Raw genomic sequence first — 19,829 nt, forward strand, 5'->3', positions numbered from 1 at the left:
TTATATAAAGTAATTTTTACAAACAATCTATCGAACTTCTTACAACTTTCTTAAGAAATATCTTACACACGAAAAAACCGCATTGATATGTTTCAATACGGTCTTTTAAATAAAATCTATACATATTTTAAATACGTTCTAAGCATCTCCCATATAATTTTAATGTTTCCTTTAAACAAGAGAGAAAACTCTACTGCAAATAAGTATCCACATTCTTCACACAAGCCTTCTACTTCCACACATCTACCACATACGTATCTCTTTTTATCTTCGGAGACTATACATTGGTAACATGGTCTTTCCCAATTGTTTTTTATATACACATCTAAGGCGCTTTCCAAATTGAAAACTGGGATATTTCCCTTTATCATTTCTTTTATTTTATTTATGGCTACTACCTTTTCATCTCTACTTAAACTTAGATATTCAGTACCTTCGTAGGGAGTATGAAAGTTAAAGGATATAGATTTTATATTAGGATGCTCCTTTGCAAGCCTACCAACGTTTTCTACTTCTAAGTAATTCAGCTTATTTACTGCCATATAGATACATATGTTTGAGTTGTGGGCCCTACTTAGGTTTTTCATTATAGTATCGTAAGTCTCTCCCCTTATTAAATCATGGGCCTTTTTCATACCGTCAAGACTTAAAAATATAACGTCAGCCTCTGGAATATCCAAATCAATAGTCCCATTTGTTACTATGTTTACTATATAAAACCCAATCTCCCTTGCTTCTTTAATCAAATCTCTTATATTTTTCCCTTCATCCTCCCATAGCATTGTTTCACCACCACAGAAGAAAAGAATCCTTATACCCTCTCTAAAAAAGCTCTCCATCTCTTCTTTAATACTCTTATATGAGTACATCTTGTTGTTTATGTTGTTTACTGCACAATGTTTACAAGTTAAATTACAGTGGTCAGTTAATATTATCGTCCCCAAAATTGGCTTTTTCTCATTTAATATAATACTTCTAACCCCAAACCAAGTCAGTGAAATAAAATCCTTTATTTTCATTTTGGGCTCCCTTTATATCCTCAGGCTTTGAATCCATGGTTCCCCCATGGATCTTTGCCAGACATTATTTAAGTAATGAATAGAGTACTGCTTTTCTACAAAATGATATGCAAATCTCCCTAGATCCGTTAATACGAGATTGTTTCCTTGTTTCATTGTCATACCCAGAAGCTTTAGAGAGTTAAATAATAATCTGAATTCCTTCTTCATGTCTTTATGAAATAAAGCTTTGAATCTTTCCTCGTCGATGGCTCCATCATAGCATCTCCAGAAAATCCAAAATATCATTTTTTCCCTCTCAGTCATTAGATTTACTATATTAATCGGCAATCTATTATCATTTAGTGCTTTAATATACTCATCAACATTAAAGGTATTAAGATAAAAATAATTTCCAAAATGAGAGCTTGCTCCTGCTCCAAAACCAATAAAACTCTCTCTAGTTACCGATGTATATCTATTTCCATGATTTTTACCATAGGTCCAAATAGAGCTTCTTTCATACCCATGAGATTTAGATATCTCATCGATTAAATTAAGAATTTTCCTTTCCTCCAACTCATTAAACCTACTTAGCTTCTTCTCTTTGATTACCCTGCTCAGTTTAGTTAATGGAAAAACAATTAGAGGATATATAGAAAGCTGATCTATTTCATAGGAGTATACCTTTTCTAGATCATATCTTATATCATCAATTGATTGTCCTGGTATATTTGTCATTATGTCTACATCTACACATTTGAAATTGTATTTTTTGATAAGGGATAAAGCTCTATCAATTTCGTCTTCCCCATAACCCCTACCTAAAAATCTCAACTTCTCTTCGTTAAAAGTCTGGACTCCTAAACTGATAAGATTTATATTCATTTCCCTCAATTTACTCAATAATATGTCTGTGACCTCGTTAGGATGGATTTCTATCCCTATATCTCCCTTAAATTCATAATTTACTTCTATAAATTCTATTACTTCCTTAAGTTCTGATATTAATAGGGTCGGTGTTCCTCCACCTATATATATTGAGGATATTTTTTTATTACCTAGTTTTTCCTTATATAATGTCAATTCCTTAATAAGTCCATATTTATATGATTCAGCCTTTTCCCTCTTATATACTATCTTATTGTATGGACAATAGGGACATATACTTTTACAAAATGGAATATGTATATACACCCCTATGCCACTGTTTATATCATTAAAATCAATTAGCCCTTCTTCGTAACTCTTAAATGTGAACCTATCCTTCTTTCCCAATATCGTTCTTCTCAAAAGGTCTGTAATCATTGTGATCCCCCATTTTGACAAAGCTCACTTAATCTCTTTTCTATATATTCAATTTCAAAGGAGGAACATACCCTTCTATTTTCACTATCAAGTATTCTGTAATGGTTTGATATGATATTTTTCTGAATTTTGTAGTTACCTTGGTTTTTTATATCTTTCCACCAAATTTTGCCACCCATTGTACTATCATATTTTGCCTCATAATTCTTAAAAGCAAGAGAAAGTATTATATCTTCACCATCTCCCCCAATTATCATCTGAAGGACTTCGCTGTCTCTAAATATTGAACATACTGCAACTGCACCAGTCCATCCTAAGCTTGACCTCCCCTTCTCTATTTGAACTAGGGTTTTTTTAGATATTCCTACGATTTCAGCCATCTTATCTTGGGTAAAGCCCTTCTCATTTCTTATAAGTTTAAACTTCGAGTCAATCCTATCTATGAATTCTTGCCTATTCACACTATCATCTCCAAATTATACTTTAGTGTAATTTTACACTTTTTGAGTGTTTTTGTAAATAGCTCTTTATTAAAAATGTTTATAAATATAGTATTATTCAAAAACGATTAAGACCCTACTATTTTTCAGTAGGGTCTCAAACTGTTGACAACGTCAACAAGATGATAGGCTATCCGGAAATCTGAAGTTCGAAGCGTGCTGAAACCAATAGACCGCAGCGTATATAAACATACGTAAGGATTCCTGGTTGAAGCAACAACGAAGAAATTCAAAAATCTATATATTTCATAACTTTATTTACACACTCCTAGATCATTCATCTTTTCTATACTGGTGTCATAATATTAAAATCGCTATCCATCCTATCTCGTACCAATATGAGCGATTGCCACTTTCTTATATCTCCTACTATTACTATATCAGAACTATCTGGAATACTATTAGTTGTAAGGAATTCATATAGTATTTTCTTCGGCATTGTCACTGTTACAGCTGCATTCTCATCAAGTTGGTCACTTAAGCACCTAAATATTCCACGTTTAATTTCTGTTGAAGCTACTTCTTTTCTGTCAGGTATTATAAAGTTAATTTTGTAATCAAAGTCTCCGGCATTCAGTCCATCTATTCTTATACTAAGAAGATACAATACGTTTTCAAGGGGCAAAGCATTTAGAACCTCATCGGTTATTGTACCCCCTGGCATTGGGATTTTTCCAAAACGTAGCTCCCATGCGCCCATTAAATATTCATTTCTCCATGGACCAGATTCTGCTATATATCCTAATTGCTCAAGGGCATCTGCACAAAGAAGCTTTGCATCTCTATTATTTGGGTTTGCATATATAACCTGTTTAGTCACCTCTGCAACCCATTGATACTCACCTTCTTCAAAGGATTTCTTTGCCTTTTCTAAGACACTATTCTCGCCACCCATATATTTTACATATTTCTTTGCTGATTCCTCTGGGAGAAGTTTATTTAAATCTACAGGGTTACTATTATACCAGCCCATATACTTTTGATAGATAGCCTTTGTATTATGATTTACCGTTCCATAAAATGGGCTATTGTACCATTCTTCACATAGACTCTCAGGAAACTTAACCATTCTTCCCACATCTTCTAAGGTATACCCTTTGTTTATAAGTCTCAGAGTTTGATCATTCATGTATTGATATAGATCCCTCTGTTTTTCTAGATAATTTATACAATACTCATTACCATGGCGTGGCCAATTATGCACTTCAAATACTGATGTTAAATTATCTCCAAACAAATCTATGGCTTGCTGAATATATTTAGCCCAAGCAACGGGGTCCCTAACTTCTGCGCCTCTTAGCGTGTATATATTATGAAGGGTTGCTGTACAATTTTCTGCAATACACAGGGATTTTTCACTTGGCAAATAAATGTTCATTTCCGATGGTGCTTCAGTCTCTGGAGTTAATTGAAACTGCATAGTCACTCCATCAATTACTTTTTCTGCATACTTCCTATTTCTAATAGGTGATATTTCCTTTACCTTGTTTGTAAGAGACATCATTCCTAGGGAAGCATACTTTCCAATTCCAGAATCGATTTGCCCCTTCTCATCACGCGGTAATATCTCACCATACATATACACACCACGCCTTGACATCGCTACTCCGGCGTTTACATTTTCTTCAATCACTGCACTGGTAAACCCCTTTGGAACATAAACATCAACGTCCCTATCTGTACAGTTCTTCATAACACCTAGAACTCCACCATAGTGATCGACATGAGAATGAGTGATAATTATTGCTTTAATAGGTATATATCCGAAATGTCCATTTACTAGATTAATAGCGGCATTAGCCGTTTCTGTAGAAGTTAAGCAACCAATAATAATCCAACCCGTGTCACCTCTAATCAAGCTCATGTTAGCTAGATCAAACCCTCTAACTTGGTATATTTTATTTGTAACTTTAAATATCCCGGCATTTAGGTTTAACTTGGCCTGTTCCCAGAGTTTTGGATTAACTGTATCGGGCATTTCATCTTCTAATAGGAATTCATATCTTTCTAAATTCCATACAGGTATGAAAGAATTCTCCCTTCGAACTACAGGGAATTGTACGGCCTCAACGATATTCTCCTTAGCCAGTATTTCTTCTACTTTTAATTTATTCCAGTCAATATTCCTATACACTTTTTCATTTATCAACTTCGTTTTAGCTGTAGCTTTTTTTCTAAAGGGATTAAGTTCTTCAGTATACTCTTTCTTATTTTCGCAGTTCATAGTAGCACCTCCATTATACTACACTATATTTTATGCGAGATAATCTGCAAATGTGATTTATAGTGTAGTATACTAGTTGAAGGTACCTATGGATTTATATCCTTTAATCAATCTCTATTTCTACAGTTTTTGTTTGTCCATCCCATTCAACATCACAACCTAAGTTCTCTACAATAAATCTAAGGGGGATCATTGTCCTGGAAGTATCTGATATGAATGGTGCAACATCATTATTTCTAGTCTTACCATTTACTTTAGCTGCTTTTTTGCCAATCCAAAGTCTTATCTCTTTGTTATCTAATAAAACCCTAACTTCTCTATTACTACCATTCCAAGAGACTTTTCCGCCTATTGATTCAATAAATGCTCTTATAGGAAGGAATGTTCTTCCATTTTTTATAATCAGTTTTGTTCCCTTTCCAGGATCTATTTCTCGCCTCTTACCGTCAACTGTCATATATTTACTACCTACTTTAAGAATAATCTTTCTTTTTTTGTTACATGAGTTTGAACTTGGTCTAACAACTACCTGATTAGACGCTTGACCCACGGAATTATTTTTATAGACGGCCTTCAATATATAGTAATAGGTCCTATTGTTTTCTACATTTCTATCTGTGTATGAATTTCCTACTATAGGAAAATCAGTAATAGGAGTTTTTGACTGTTTTCCAGATGAGGTTCCTCTATAAAGGTTATAGCCTATCACATTCGATTTATTCGAACGGTTCCAAGAAAACTTAACATAGCCATTTCCTGCTGTTGCCCTTAGATTATACTTCTGGTTATCTTGAGTATCACCATCAACATCCATAAATTTAAATATTGTTCTTTTACTTACTTCCTCAAAGCTAGCTACAAGCTCTTTATCTTCATCCTCAATTCCTAAGAACTCCCCATTGTATGCTCTTAGTGCTATTCTATTGTTTCCAAGGTCAACAACCTGAAATTTACTTGAATCATCAATTCTACTACTATCAGCTTCTATTTCGCCGGATTTTCTATCCTGAACATCTATATATTTCCCATTGTGTACTCTCAAAGCTATCTTGTCATTTGTTGATTGAACTACTCTGAACTCCTCCCAGTTACTAGTTCTACTGCTTGTTGCATAGATTTCTTCCCCACCACCGTCTTCAGCAGATAAATACTTGCCATTATATGCTTGCAACGTTACCTCACTTGGTAATTTTAGCTTTGGAAAACTTATATTACTCTTTACAAATCTAAACTCCTCCCAGTTTCCAATCTTATCTCTATTTGCTACGACTTCTCCTCCGCCTCCATTCTCGGCGCAAAGATATTTGCCGTTATAGGCCTTAATTGCAAATATATCATCCTCTATATATTCTAGTTCAAAGGTTTCCCATTCCCTAACTTCATTTCGATCTGCTACAACTTCCTTTCCACCACCATTTTCTGCACACAAATATTTCCCATTGTAGGTCTTTAAAGCAAACTTACCATCACCTAAATCAATTACTTTAAAGCTCTCCCATTTTCCAATTTTGTCTCGGTTTGCTACTACTTCTCCTCCTCCACCGCCTTCAGCGCATAGATATTTCCCATCATATGTTTTTATTGCTACTATTACTGTATCATCTGATGTTCCATGTGCATGCATTGGAAGGACTGCTAAGACAATTAACATAGCAAATCCTAATAAAAAAATTGTAGCTAGATTTCTCAGTCTTCTTTCTCTCTTCATAAACTCACTCCTTTTAAATATTCTCTATTTCTAGGTATGGTAAATCTTGATTAGTTACCGTTCTTGAAAAAACTTTAAACTCATTATCATTATTAGTAATATTTGCCTGAAAGTATTCTTTTTAGGGCTAAATGTAATGGTAATGTAAGATAGTTACACTATTGTTACAAAAATAAATAAATTATTAACATAGAATATCTTAATCAATTGGACTTATTTTATAGGCATAAAAAAAGGGTGTCTCAGAATGGCGAATTTCTGAAACACCCCGGGGCTGAGCTCGCGAGAAACCTTTATGTGACAGCCCCTTTTCTTTATATTTAGATCTTTATTTATTCTTCCATTGCTTTATTTACATTTGCAAAACAATTTATACAGAAGACCTCGTCTTCAGATGGTTCCTTGCCGAATTTCTCTGAAAACCTTTTAATTGCTTCCTCAGCAGAAGTGGTTTTGCCCACTACTTCTTCTGCTGCTCTTAATTGGCTCCAAAACTCATCCATCTCTTTTTTATCGCATAATTCCTCATGGGATATTATATAATGTTCAGCGTCAAACTCCTCGATTTTCTCTATCATCGGAAATAATTTTTCCTTAGTATATCCATATACACCATTGTATTTAGTTCCATAGACACAGTCTCCTAAAAATACTACCTTTTCTTCTGGAGCATAAACTACTAAAGAATCATCGGTATGGCTTCCTTCGACTCCCTTTATAATACATGTTACACCACCTAGATCTATCTCAATGCTATCCTTAATGATTATATCTAAGTCACCTATGCTTAACTCCTTCCTATCGGGCATCTCTTTTTTTATAAACTCAACAGTAAAGTCTGAAAAAGTTCCATCCTTTATATATCCTTCTAGTGAAGCATCATCCCAATTGTACTTTTTCATCTTTTCAAAGTCTTCTTTTATATTTTCATGGGCAATAGTGACTAAGTCCATTTCTTTTATTCCAAATATATGGTCCCAGTGCCAGTGGGTTATTACTAAGTATCTCACTGGTGGAATGTCCAATGCTTCTATCTCCGACAAAAATTCCCTCGCATGTTTTGGTGAGTTCCCCGAATCCACAATCAAACTGTATTTATTACCACATATAAGCCCTAATGAAGGCCTGTCGGTTTCCTCGCTATGTGGCATATAGAAAACTCTATCCGTTAACTTCTTAATCATAGTATCCCCCTCTTTTAGAAAAAATTAGTTTTTTAATCAATAATTTCATTGTTTAGAATTTTATAGTATTTAGTCCACTATTTTTATTATACACTTTAAAAGCTGACAACGCTATGTCAGCTTTTGTTATAAATTTTATTTTTTTGCATTCTATTACTATATTTTATTAATATTACCATTTCCATTTTGGTTGTGATATAATTATCTCGCCTAGAAAATAACGAAATATTTGGCTACATCCATAGCCAAAGGAGGTAAATATATGATTAAAACGAATAAGGACAAACTAGTTATTCAATCAGTGCAGGGTAAAATTCATCATCCACTTGGACGTAATTACAGGGTTTCCCATGAAGGTGAACCAAGAATATTACCTGCTACCGGAGGTATAACCTATAATGTTCATGTTGGTGATCCGGCCTTTGGTTGGGAGTGTGATCACGTTGAACCAAGCGTTTCCATTCGTAATGAAACGAAGGCTGAAAATGATGCCATGATGAATCTCGCTTGTCCTGGTAACTTCGCAAGGGTAGTATCAGGTGGAGCAAAGGGAGCTGTTGGCTATGTCCTAGGAGGTCATGGCGGTATAGAACACACTATCATAGAGTTTACTGATGAAGACATGGAGAAAATGGCTGTTGATGATAAAGTCCTTATTAAGGCCCACGGCCAAGGACTTAAGTTAATCGACTATCCTGATATAGCTATGACTGGAATTGATCCTAATGTTTTTTCTAAAATACCGATCGAAGAAAAAGAAGGAAAGCTTCTATTTCCAGTAGTATGTACAGTACCTGCTGTGCTTATGGGCTCTGGTATAGGTAGCTCAAATGGTCATTCTGGTGATTATGACATAATGACACAGGATGTGGATTTAATTAAGAATTTAGGAATAGATAAACTTAAGTTTGGAGACTTTGTTTTACTTGAGGATTGCGATAATACCTTTGGAAGAGGATACCTTCAGGGCGCAGTTACAATCGGGCTTGTTATACATAGTGATTGTATTAAAGCAGGCCATGGACCTGGAATTGCTACTTTTATGTCCTGTAAGAAACCATTAATTGAGGCTAAAATTGATAAGAATGCTAATATTAAAAATTATGTAAGTAAATAACCTATAAACTGGAATGGGACTGTCTCATAAATATCTCTTATGAGTTCAGTCTCAGAGTGTTTTAGGATAAATGATTTTTTTGAAACACCCCTATTTCTCTTAACTAAGATCCTCATTTAAAACTTTCTTCTAAATTAAGACCTACCGCTTTTGCAATAGATTTTGCAATATCTGTATTATCTTTATTTCCTACAAACAATTCTGATTTCATACCTATTGCCGTTACTGGAACAGCATCGGCAGTATGCCATGAACTACACCATCCAATATTGGTCATTTTTGAAATAATCTGACTAATAGCTGAGCCAAAATCCCCCAGTTTCTCAAATTTATTATCATACTTTTTAGAAGATATTTGACTCAGTTCTCTTGTTAATTTTACTTTCTCTCCCTTCGAAAGTTTAATATCGTAAACTTTCTCAATATATTCTACTAGACCCTTAATATCATCAGGATTATTTTGATATCTTGGATATATTTCTCCGAACACCGAAGCCGTAACCCCGTCTATAGCATCTAGGTTTATATCTTTTTTCTCTAACCCCAATGTTAATCCCCCTGTTTCATGATCTGCTGCAACAACAATTAAAGTTTCCTTTGGATGTTGTTCATAAAATTTGAATGCCACTTGTATTGCTTCATCTAGGCCAAATACTTCATAAACTAGAGCAGGTAGATCACTAGAGTGACCAGCATAATCAATTTTTCCACCTTCAACTACAACAAAAAATCCTTCTTTTTCTTTAGACAATACTTTAATACCTGCCACTAACATCTCTGCTAAGCTAGGCTTGTTAGACCCCTGTTCATTTTGTCTATCAATGTCCATCGGAAAATAAGATAATGAAAACAGTCCCAAAACTTTATCTATAGAGTTTAAATCCATATCATACAATTCTTCTCTAGTATTAATAATGGTATAACCCTTTGCTTTAAACTCTTTCAATAGATTTCTATTATCCCGTCTAGTGCTTCCTGTCTCACTTTGAGGAATAAAAGATTGTGCCCCTCCACCTGCAATGTATTCTATACCTTTATATAAATACTGTACTGCAATTTCATCCTTCATCTTTCTACTCTTAACATGGGCAGCAAAACTTGCTGGAGTGGCATCCACAATAGATACATCTGAAATTAACCCCGTCGCCATTCCCTTTTTTTCTGCTGCCTCTAGTAAAGTTTTATATGGTGTTTTTCCATCTGGTCCAATTGATATAACTCTATTATTCGTTTTCTTGCCAGTTGCTAAAGCTGTAGCTGAAGCTGCTGAGTCAGAAATCAGCGAGTCTGCACTTTGCGTTGTAACTAAGCTAGTTATCGGTAAGTCATTCATTAATAACTTAGCTGTATCATCACTTTCTATATGTTGCTTATAATACTGACTAATTAATTTTTGATTTGATCCCATTCCATCGCCTATAAAATAAAAAACATACTTTACTGAACTTTGTTTCCCAAAGGCCCCTATCACGTCTTTGTTTAATATATTATATGATCTGACTGTATAGACAATGGATATTAAAATGCATAATACTATTAAACAATACACTTTTAGATATCTCTTTTTAGGCATAATAAGACTCCTTTGGTTTTTTAATTAATTCTAATAAATTATATTTCTTGAGTTATACTAATATACTTATTTTACATAATCTCCATTTCTTAAAGTTAATTTTTCCCACTCAACATTTTTTGTGCCCATCTAAAAACCCATGATTCAGTTCATCAAACCGAATCATGGGCTTTCTTAAATTCTCTTTTTTAAATTAAATACTATATTCCACAAATCCTTTAAGAAGAATTCAATCTCATCGTCCTCATCGTAAATTAGATATTTCTGATCCTTGATCCCTTTATTTTCTACAAAGTATAGTATTTCTTCTGCATTATCATTAACTTGAATTAGTAAAACTACTTGAATTTCTCTTTGATAAAGATTTGAATATTGCTCTAAAATATCATTAGTATTTTTAAAATTATCTTTTGTAAAATCAAGTATAAACTCACTGTTTGAGCTACTGTTTACACAATAGTAACCAGAAACCCTATTTTCAGTAATTTCATCGGTAGTAAATCCATAGCTCTCTATCTGTTTTTTGATATTCTCCATTTAACACCTCGTATGATATTTGACATGTGCTGTTTATAGCAGATTTCTATTTATTTGTCATACTTATCGACTACTTGATTATATCATATTTAATGAATTATTTATACTTAAACCTAGTCGTTTCAATAATGTTAAACTTGAGTTTTCCTTAAAAAACAGACTTGTTCGCTATATTGTTCTAAGAAATAGTAGTCCATTTCCCACAATCCCATACGTCGGTTACAACCTCCTTATAGAATTCAGGCTCATGACATACTAGAAGTATACTTCCTCTATACTTTTTTAACGCTCTCTTAAGTTCATACTTTGCGTCAACATCTAGATGATCTGTTGGCTCATCTAAGATTAGTATGTTAGTTGGTTTATTTATTAACTTACATAATCTTACCTTCGCTTGTTCCCCACCACTTAATGTGCATACATTGCTTTCTATGTGTTTGTCAGTTAGTCCACATTTAGCCAATGCACTTCTGATTTCAAATTTAGTGTACCCGGAGAGTTCATACCAAACTTCATCTATAACGCTGTTAGTATTTAATTCTTTAATTTCCTGTTCAAAATATCCTATTTCCTGATAATCCCCCACCTTCACTTTCCCGTCTAGGGGTTTTATTAGTCCCATTAAACTTTTTAACAATGTCGACTTCCCTATACCATTCGATCCAACTAATGCAATTTTTTGACCCCTTGTCATCTTTATGTTAAGTGGTATGCTTAGTGGCCTATTATATCCTATAACTAAGTCTCTTGTTTCAAAGATCATATGTCCCGATGCTTTGGCTGATTTAAATTCAAACTGAGGTTTTGGATTTTTTTTTGATATCTCTATTCTCTGTATCTTATCCAGCTTTTTTTGTCTAGATCTTGCCATCCCTGCGGTCGAAGCTCTTGCTTTGTTTTTTTTGATAAAGTCCTCAATCCTTGCAATCTCTTTTTGCTGTCTTTTATATGCAATGTTTAATTGATTTTTATTTATTTCATAAGCCTTAATAAAGCTCTCATAATTGCCTATATATCTCGTTAATGACTTATTTTCGATATGATATATTATATTAACTACGTTATTTAGAAATAGTATATTATGGGAAATTAATATGAATGCCTTCTCATAGCTTTGTAGATATCTTTCAAGCCAATCTATGTGCTCTTCATCAAGATAGTTTGTAGGCTCATCAAGCAGTAATACATCCGGCGCTTCTAAAAGAAGTTTAGCCAATAAAACTTTCGTTCGCTCTCCACCACTCAGGTCTGCAACATCCTTGTCTAATCCAATATTTCTAAGTCCAAGTCCCATTGCAACGGCCTCTATCTTTGAGTCTATACTGTAAAATCCATTGTTTTCTAGCGTATCTTGGATATTAGCTGCTCGTTCAAGGCTTTTGTTCATTTCCCTTTCATTCATTAACTCCATTTTATCGTATAAATTCTTCATCTCCGTTTCCATATCGAATAGACATTGAAATGCCTCCTGTAATACATCCCTTATAGATTTTCCTTCCTTAAGCTCCGTATGTTGGTCCATATAGCCAACACTAACTTTATTACTCCAATCTATTTTTCCTTCGTCAGCCATTATCTTATTAGTAATAATATTCATAAAGGTAGACTTTCCCTCTCCATTAGCTCCTACAAGCCCTATACGCTCGCCCCTTAATAATCTAAAGGACGCATTTTTAAATATTACTCTATCACCAAAACTATGGCTCATATTTTCAATCGTTAAAATACTCATTGTATACTTCCTTACTTCCATTTGAATTTGCTTGTCTCAGAATGGCGAATTTCTGCGTTATTTGAAATGTTCACCGACTTGGCACGTACGTTAGTACTAGCCAAACCGCCTAGATTCCAAAACCTTGAACTTCACTCATTCTGAAACAACCCGGGTGCTGCACTCATAAGATTCCTTATGAGACAGCTCCTCTCTTTATAAAATCATAGCATCTTTTTTGTTTGTCCTTCAAGTTCATAAATGATTCTGTATCAAAGTCGACCTTTTTAATAACAAAAACTCAAGGGGAATCGAACCCCTTTCTTTGGGTCAGATTTTTCTTCGAGAAATGACCTCAATAAAAAAATCGGTGTTTTGATTATCAAAGTGAATGATATCAAAATACCGATTAATATTTACACTATTTCTTTTTCTTGTCTAATTATTCTTCTAATGCTATGCTCAGTAAGGTAGTATTGGTTAGCTAGTTCTTTAACCGATATTCCTTGGTTATACCTCTCAAAAATCTCCCTGTTTCTTTCCTTTAAGCTATTCTTTACACCACTACTCTCTCCCCAAGCTTTCCTATTCTCCTGCTTTCTAGGTATATATAAATAACTACCATCTATATATTGTTGAATCAACTTAATCATATCTTCTGGTAATATATTTTGTGCTTTTTCATATTTCATAATCCTTGCTCCTATCTACATTTTAATTTGTAAACATTGAAGCAAAGACTACACAAAAATATTTTAGCCCGGATTATTCATGGGTAATACGGGTTTAGCCTAACTTAATCTAATAAAATCCGGCTCCGAACAAGACCTTGTTCTTTTTTCATGCAGTCTTTGCACGGAGCCTAATTCCGCAGTAAGCTGTATCTTATATTTCATACATAATCCTCCTATCAACTTGAATTCATATTGATAAATAGACTTGCAAGATGATTTTATCATATATACACGTCTATTTACAAGGCCATCAATGTATTGATATATAGCTGTAAAATACAAAGCGAGGCTGTCTCATAAAAGTTTCTTATGAGTACAGCCCCTTAGCAATTTAATACTACAATTCCATATTAATACCTTTGAAAACTTTCTCCGGTGTAATCGGCAAACTTTTTACATACGCCCCTACAGCATTATAAACAGCATGGGCAATTGCTGGAGGTGGAGTATTGATTACAACCTCACCTATAGATTTTGCTCCAAATGGTCCCGTTGGTTCATAACTGGATTCAAACTCTACCCTCATGTTTCCTATATCTTTTCTACAAGGGATTTTATACTGCATAAAAGTATTAGTCTCCATCTTTCCTCTATCACTATATATTACGTCCTCATACATTGCCATCCCAATACCCTGTACCAATCCACCTTCTACTTGAATTCTAGCAAGGTTTGTATTTATAACCGTTCCACAGTCCACAACGGCTACGTAGTCGATCAAATCTATCTCCCCTGTTTCCCTATCTACTTCTACCTCTGCAAAGCCTGCAATAAATGGCGGAGGACTTGTGTCACCACCAAAAAATCCATTCCCAATAAGCTGAGCCTTTCCTCCTCCTGATATTAAGCGAAGGGCAATTTCATCAAGTGATATAGAGCGTTCTTCATTTATGTTTTTTACAGATTCTCCATCAAATATGACATTCTCTTTCGGTGTATCTAACAGTTTTGCACCATATTCCACAATCTGTCCCTTAATATCTTCGGCAGCCTTAATTACTGCATTCCCCGTAACATAAGTTGTACTTGAAGCGTATGACCCTGTATCATAGGGAGAAATATCTGTATCTGCTGAGTTTACTATAATTTTCTCCATTGAAGTTTCTAGAACTTCAGCTGCCATTTGAGCTAGAATAGTATCGGATCCCGTTCCCATATCTGTGGCACCTACTAACAAGCTATAGAATCCATCATCGTTTAATTTGATTACTGCCGAAGCTGTATCTATGCCAGCAATCCCCGACCCTTGCATTGTTATCGCCATCCCTACACCTCTAACCTTTGAATCACTGATGACTTTTCTAGGGTATTTTTCCTCCCATCCAATGAGTTCCTTTCCTCTTTCAATACATCTATCTAGAGTAGAACTCTTTAGTACAACAGGAGCCCCTTCCTTCGATCCATCTAATACAGGATTTGCATCCCCTTCTCTAATTAAGTTTTTCTCCCTAAGCAATGATGGGTCCATATTTAGTCTCTCTGCCAAAATGTTTATTGTAGACTCGACAGCAAATCCTCCTTGAGTCGCACCATATCCTCTCAATGCTCCAGCTGTCATCTTGTTTGTATATACTGCCTTTCCAGTATATCTAACTGCTTTTGCTTTATTATATAGTGGTAGGGTTTTATGTCCTACAAGCATAAACACCGTTGAAGCATGCTCACCATATGCTCCCGTATCAGCTAAGGCATTGATATCAATCGCATTTATATTACCGTCTTTATCTGAACCTATTCTTACTTTTATCTCCATGGCATGACGGTTGGTTGTACAGCTAAAAGTTTCTTTTCTATCGTAAATAATTTTTGCTGGCTTTCCGGTTTTCATAGAGACTATAGCTGGAAAAATTTCTACAGCCGCAGACTGTTTACCTCCAAAGCCTCCACCAATTCTAGGCTTAACTACTCTAACCTTACTTCTTGGAATTTCAAGAGCTTTAGCCAAAATTCTTCGTACATGGAATGGAATTTGTGTTGAGCTCACAACAGACAATCTCCCATACTGATCTATATATGTAAATGCACGATAGGTTTCCATCATGGCATGGGCCTGCCCCTGTGTATAGTAGGTCTCTTCAACCACTACATCACTTTTTTCAAATTCCTTTTCAACATCTTCTACTTCAATCCTATACAAAGCAGCAATGTTTCTGTCCTTATTCATTCCTATATCAAAGTTAATATGAAGGTCATCTTCAGGATGGACTACTGATGAGTGTCCTATTGCCTTTGTAAAGTCTAATACCGGCTCTAAAACCTCATACTCCACCTCAATAAGCCCCATAGCCTTTAGAGCAGTCCTTTCATCCTTTGCTGCTATAATGGCAACTTCATCTCCTACGTACCTAACATATTCATCTAGAATTAGTCGATCATAGGGTGATGGTTCAGGATATGATTGACCAGCAGTGGTAAATCGTATATTAGGTACATCTTTATAGGTTAGTACACATTCAACACCATTAACCTTCTCGGCTTTTTCAACGTCAATAGACTTTATTCTAGCGAAGGCATGGGGGCTTCTTAATATTTTTACCGTCAAAGCATGATGATCATATAAATCGTCTGTATAGACAGGCTTTCCCGTTGCAATATCCATACCGTCAATTTTTGAGATTGGCTTACTTACATACCTCATTTTACTCTACCCCCAAATACTTTTTCACTGCCCTTAATTGTCCAAGGTAACCTGTGCATCTACAAAGATTTCCCGTTAGGTAGTGGATAATATCCTCTTCAGTGGGATTCTCAATTTCTCTCTTTAGCGCTAATACAGTCATTATAAATCCTGGACTGCAAAATCCACACTGCTCTGCACCTTCATTAACTAAAAAATATGCAAATTCACTAGCCTCTTCTTGAACACCTTCTATAGTTGTGATATCTTTTCCATTTGCTCTCACGGAAAGAGTTGAACAGGAGAGCACGGGTTTACTATCTAACCACACTGTACATAATCCACAGGAGCCTGTATCGCAACCCTTTTTAACACTTAAAAATCCATATTTTCTCAATGTATCCGCTAAAAATTCATCGTATGATGCCTCTAGTTCCATTGGCTGATTATTTATTGTAACGTTGATTTTCATGATAAGACCTCCATTATTGCTCTTTTTATAAGGACTTTACAGATAGATCTACGATATTCTTCGCTACCCCTCATATTACTGCCAAAAGTCAATTCATTTACTGCTATCATGGCAGCACGTTCAATCTCTTCCATCGCTTCATTGCTCTCAGATAAATAATAGGATGCTTCCTTTGCAATTTTAGCTCTCTGAGGTCTAGCTCCTACTACTATTCTCCAATCCTCATCTAGCTTTGAAACAGCTACGTTTAAGATGGCATAGTCACTCTTTGAGTTTCTAATCATCTGAAATGCTGCCTTTCTGTTTGTCTTTCGAATAATGATTTTAATCAGAATATCTTTCTCCGAACCATTTTTAAAAAACTCTTCCAGCAAAACCTGTCCACCATTATAAAGCACAACCTCAGCTTCAAGAGATAGAAGTGCTGTAAGGAAATCCGAAAATCCGTACCTAGAGTATACTGTTGCTCCCACAGTAACAATGTTTCTAAGCTGTACACCTACTATATGACCTACGGATTTTGATAATATACCATCAAAATGTCTTTTCAACACAGAACTTGTCTCTACTTGACGGAAAGTGGTCATAGCTCCTATTTCTATTGTGTCTTCACCTTCCCAAATAGAATTTAAATTAAGATTAGATAAATCAATTGCGGTTCCGATTTTTTGTGACCCCATTCTTAAAAATCCACAGCCACCTAGGATTTTATTGTTTCTTTTTTCTATTAAGGCCCTATATGCTTCCTCTAAAGTTTCAGGTAGTAAATAATCCTGTATGGTTAGCACTTGTATTCCCCCTCAAATAATAAGTTCCAATATATGGTTTTACCATATCAAATACATAAAAGGTCATAGATTTTATGACCTTTTCTTCTAGTTCTATCATTTTCATTGACTTATATCATTTTCTTAAGCTTCGATATCGTCAATTGAGCACAAAAAAATCTAGAGGCACCCATGAGAGACCTCTAGATTTAATGAATGTTTTATATATTAATATCAAAAAATCCAATATCTTCTCACCATAGGAGGATAATTTACGGTTATCCAGTAGAGACTCCCAGACCATATTTCTAGGATTATACGAGAGAATTATCATTCTTTTTCTATTTTAAAACTTTTTTAACACAAAACAAATATAACACATAACATAACAGATTTCAATAGATTTCTTGTATTTTCATGCACATAAATCTATTATTGTTCGTATTATTGTAAACAATATGCATATATCACAAATATATAATTCGTAATACTAGAAAACATCCAATTCATTACAATTTTTATATCTATTTATTACTTTTATTTCATATTAGTTATTATTACTACGTTTAAGGGTAAAGAATATTATATAAATATGTAAAATCTATAGGAAAGGAAGACATAAATGTCAAAATTATTTTCTAATATACAAATTAAAGATATGGAATTAAAAAATCGAATTGTAATGGCTCCTATGTGTATGGATAGTGCTGAAAGTGATGGAAAGGCAAATGAATGGCACTATATTCACTACGTGACACGAGCTGTTGGTGGAGTGGGTCTTATACTTTTAGAATCAACTGCCGTTGAAAGTCGTGGTAGAATAACCAATAAGGATTTAGGAATTTGGTCTGATAACCACATAGAGGGTTTAAAAAGAATAGTAAAGGAATGTAAAAAACACGGGTCTAAAATCGGTATACAATTAGGTCATGCAGGAAGAAAATGTGAAGTATCATCTGAAGAAATTATAGGACCTAGCCCTATAGCTTTTAATGAGGAATATATGACACCGAGGGAAATGAGCAAGGATGATATTAACGATGTAATAAGCTCATTTGTAGAGGGTGCTATTAGAGCTGATAAAGCCGGTTTTGATGCCATTGAGCTTCATGGAGCCCACGGCTATTTAATTGGTCAGTTTCTATCTCCTCTTACAAATAGGAGAGATGATGAATATGGAGGCAGCTTACCAAATAGAGCTAAATTTTTGAAAAAGCTTATCTCAGAAGTTAGAAAGGTATGGCCTAATGAAAAACCTATATTTCTCAGAATTTCCGCTGAAGAATATCACGAAGACGGTAATCACCCCGAGGACCTAGCTATGATTTTAAACTTGGTTAAGGCTCAAGGAATAGATGTCATAGATGTAAGCTCAGGTGGTGTAGTGCCGGCTAAAATAGAGACTTATCCAGGTTATCAAATTAAAATGGCTGAAATCATTAGGGAAACTGTTTGTCTTCCTGTTATTGGAGGAGGGCTAATTACTAACTCTGAAATGGCTGAGGAAATTATTACGAGTGATAGATCTGATTTGGTATACCTTGGAAGAGAGCTCCTTAGAAATCCTTATTGGCCTTTACAGGCTTCAAGAAAATCACAATCTGACGTTAAATGGCCTATTCAGTATGAAAGAAGTAAGGTAGTAAGAAAAAATGGCTTTTAAATATTTATATTGATTTGTAGTAAAAGGGGCTAAACTCATAAAGCTTTCTTATGAGTTTAGCCCCGGGATATTTCAGCTTAACTTTTTAATCTATTAATATAACTCTTGCCGGTGCAGCTTCAACATTTCGAATTTTTAGTGGTGGCGCATAGAGAGTATACTCCCCCTCTTCTACTTTATTTAATTTTAAGCCTTCAATAATTATAATACCATGACCTAACAATATTTTATGGGTCTCGTGACTAGGCTGATCTCTCTCTATTCCAAGAGCATCAATACCAACCCCTGTAACTCCTATGTCTTTCAAATACTCTGCCCCACTTTTTTCTAAGTAGATAAATTGAAAATCAAATTCTTTTGCAAAGGAGTTTTTTGTCTTAAACAAAATAAAATCTCCTTTTAGGATTTCCCTTTCTTCTAATACTTCCTTAGTTATCTTATCCACTACATAAGTAAGATCTAATACTTTACAGCTTCTTATAAGGTTCTCTAAGGCTATACTATCTATTGTTTCTCCTCCCTCTAGCATATGAAGCGGAGCATCTATATGGGTTCCTGTATGCATTCCCATAGCTATGATAGATTCATAGGAGTCTGACGCTGAATAATCCTTAGCCACCGTTAGTTTTGGTTTCTTCTCTTGCTTATTTTTATATACTATCATATCCTCAGAAATCTCCATCGAGACATCATATATCTTCAATTCACTCACCTCC

At 34.7% G+C, this 19,829-nt stretch carries 16 protein-coding genes and 1 riboswitch; of the genes, 2 read left to right on the plus strand and 14 right to left on the minus strand.

Annotated elements, in window-relative coordinates; genetic code table 11:
* Nucleotides 1–116: 116 nt before the first annotated feature.
* The 6 genes from R9X47_RS04820 to R9X47_RS04845 form a co-directional block, all read right to left on the minus strand.
* Nucleotides 117–1,019, minus strand: coding sequence for a radical SAM protein (locus R9X47_RS04820; RefSeq protein WP_432665593.1), 903 nt, complete (start codon nt 1,017–1,019; stop codon nt 117–119).
* A 12-nt stretch (nt 1,020–1,031) separates the two neighbouring features.
* The gene (locus R9X47_RS04825; RefSeq protein ID WP_432665594.1) at nt 1,032–2,306 is read right to left on the minus strand and encodes a coproporphyrinogen-III oxidase family protein; all 1,275 of its coding nucleotides are present in this window, start codon (nt 2,304–2,306) and stop codon (nt 1,032–1,034) included.
* The gene (locus tag R9X47_RS04830) at nt 2,303–2,767 is read right to left on the minus strand and encodes a helix-turn-helix transcriptional regulator (protein ID WP_432665595.1); all 465 of its coding nucleotides are present in this window, start codon (nt 2,765–2,767) and stop codon (nt 2,303–2,305) included. The genes R9X47_RS04825 and R9X47_RS04830 overlap by 4 nt, the downstream gene beginning before the upstream one ends.
* 325 nt (nt 2,768–3,092) lie before the next feature.
* On the minus strand, nt 3,093–5,030 hold the full coding sequence (locus tag R9X47_RS04835; protein ID WP_432665596.1) for an alkyl/aryl-sulfatase: 1,938 nt from the start codon (nt 5,028–5,030) through the stop codon (nt 3,093–3,095).
* A gap of 103 nt (nt 5,031–5,133) precedes the next feature.
* Nucleotides 5,134–6,738, minus strand: coding sequence for a stalk domain-containing protein (locus R9X47_RS04840; protein WP_432665597.1), 1,605 nt, complete (start codon nt 6,736–6,738; stop codon nt 5,134–5,136).
* 332 nt (nt 6,739–7,070) lie between these two features.
* Complete coding sequence (locus R9X47_RS04845) at nt 7,071–7,922, minus strand: MBL fold metallo-hydrolase (RefSeq protein WP_432665598.1); 852 nt, start codon at nt 7,920–7,922, stop codon at nt 7,071–7,073.
* Nucleotides 7,923–8,184: 262 nt separating this feature from the next.
* On the opposite strand from R9X47_RS04845, the gene R9X47_RS04850 reads away from it, so the two are divergent.
* On the plus strand, nt 8,185–9,039 hold the full coding sequence (locus R9X47_RS04850; protein ID WP_432665599.1) for a DUF4438 domain-containing protein: 855 nt from the start codon (nt 8,185–8,187) through the stop codon (nt 9,037–9,039).
* A 112-nt stretch (nt 9,040–9,151) separates the two neighbouring features.
* Here R9X47_RS04850 and R9X47_RS04855 read toward each other — a convergent pair whose 3' ends face one another.
* The 7 genes from R9X47_RS04855 to R9X47_RS04885 all read right to left on the minus strand — a co-directional run bounded on the left by R9X47_RS04855 (nt 9,152) and on the right by R9X47_RS04885 (nt 17,471).
* Nucleotides 9,152–10,612: an alkaline phosphatase gene (locus R9X47_RS04855; RefSeq protein ID WP_432665600.1), complete on the minus strand. Its 1,461-nt coding sequence runs from the start codon at nt 10,610–10,612 to the stop codon at nt 9,152–9,154.
* A gap of 174 nt (nt 10,613–10,786) precedes the next feature.
* Nucleotides 10,787–11,149 carry a hypothetical protein gene (locus R9X47_RS04860; protein ID WP_432665601.1) on the minus strand — a complete coding sequence of 121 codons (363 nt, stop codon included), beginning with the start codon at nt 11,147–11,149 and terminating at the stop codon, nt 10,787–10,789.
* Between the two features lie 178 nt (nt 11,150–11,327).
* Nucleotides 11,328–12,881 carry an ABC-F family ATP-binding cassette domain-containing protein gene (locus tag R9X47_RS04865; protein WP_432665602.1) on the minus strand — a complete coding sequence of 518 codons (1,554 nt, stop codon included), beginning with the start codon at nt 12,879–12,881 and terminating at the stop codon, nt 11,328–11,330.
* Between the two features lie 395 nt (nt 12,882–13,276).
* Nucleotides 13,277–13,552 carry a CD3324 family protein gene (locus R9X47_RS04870; RefSeq protein ID WP_432665603.1) on the minus strand — a complete coding sequence of 92 codons (276 nt, stop codon included), beginning with the start codon at nt 13,550–13,552 and terminating at the stop codon, nt 13,277–13,279.
* A 379-nt stretch (nt 13,553–13,931) separates the two neighbouring features.
* On the minus strand, nt 13,932–16,232 hold the full coding sequence (locus R9X47_RS04875; protein WP_432665604.1) for a xanthine dehydrogenase family protein molybdopterin-binding subunit: 2,301 nt from the start codon (nt 16,230–16,232) through the stop codon (nt 13,932–13,934).
* A 1-nt stretch (nt 16,233) separates the two neighbouring features.
* Nucleotides 16,234–16,683, minus strand: a complete 450-nt coding sequence (locus R9X47_RS04880; protein WP_432665605.1) for a (2Fe-2S)-binding protein — start codon at nt 16,681–16,683, stop codon at nt 16,234–16,236.
* Nucleotides 16,680–17,471, minus strand: coding sequence for an FAD binding domain-containing protein (locus R9X47_RS04885; RefSeq protein ID WP_432665606.1), 792 nt, complete (start codon nt 17,469–17,471; stop codon nt 16,680–16,682). The genes R9X47_RS04880 and R9X47_RS04885 overlap by 4 nt, the downstream gene beginning before the upstream one ends.
* A 218-nt stretch (nt 17,472–17,689) precedes the next feature.
* Nucleotides 17,690–17,792, minus strand: a riboswitch (purine riboswitch).
* Nucleotides 17,793–18,072: 280 nt separating this feature from the next.
* On the opposite strand from R9X47_RS04885, the gene namA reads away from it, so the two are divergent.
* On the plus strand, nt 18,073–19,113 hold the full coding sequence (gene namA, locus R9X47_RS04890; protein ID WP_432665607.1) for an NADPH dehydrogenase NamA: 1,041 nt from the start codon (nt 18,073–18,075) through the stop codon (nt 19,111–19,113).
* Nucleotides 19,114–19,198: 85 nt separating this feature from the next.
* On the opposite strand, the gene R9X47_RS04895 is transcribed toward namA, so the two are convergent.
* Complete coding sequence (locus tag R9X47_RS04895; protein WP_432665608.1) at nt 19,199–19,825, minus strand: cyclase family protein; 627 nt, start codon at nt 19,823–19,825, stop codon at nt 19,199–19,201.
* Nucleotides 19,826–19,829 lie beyond the last annotated feature (4 nt).

Source organism: Wukongibacter baidiensis, assembly GCF_050888315.1.
Taxonomy (GTDB): Bacteria; Bacillota; Clostridia; order Peptostreptococcales; family Caminicellaceae; genus Wukongibacter; species Wukongibacter baidiensis.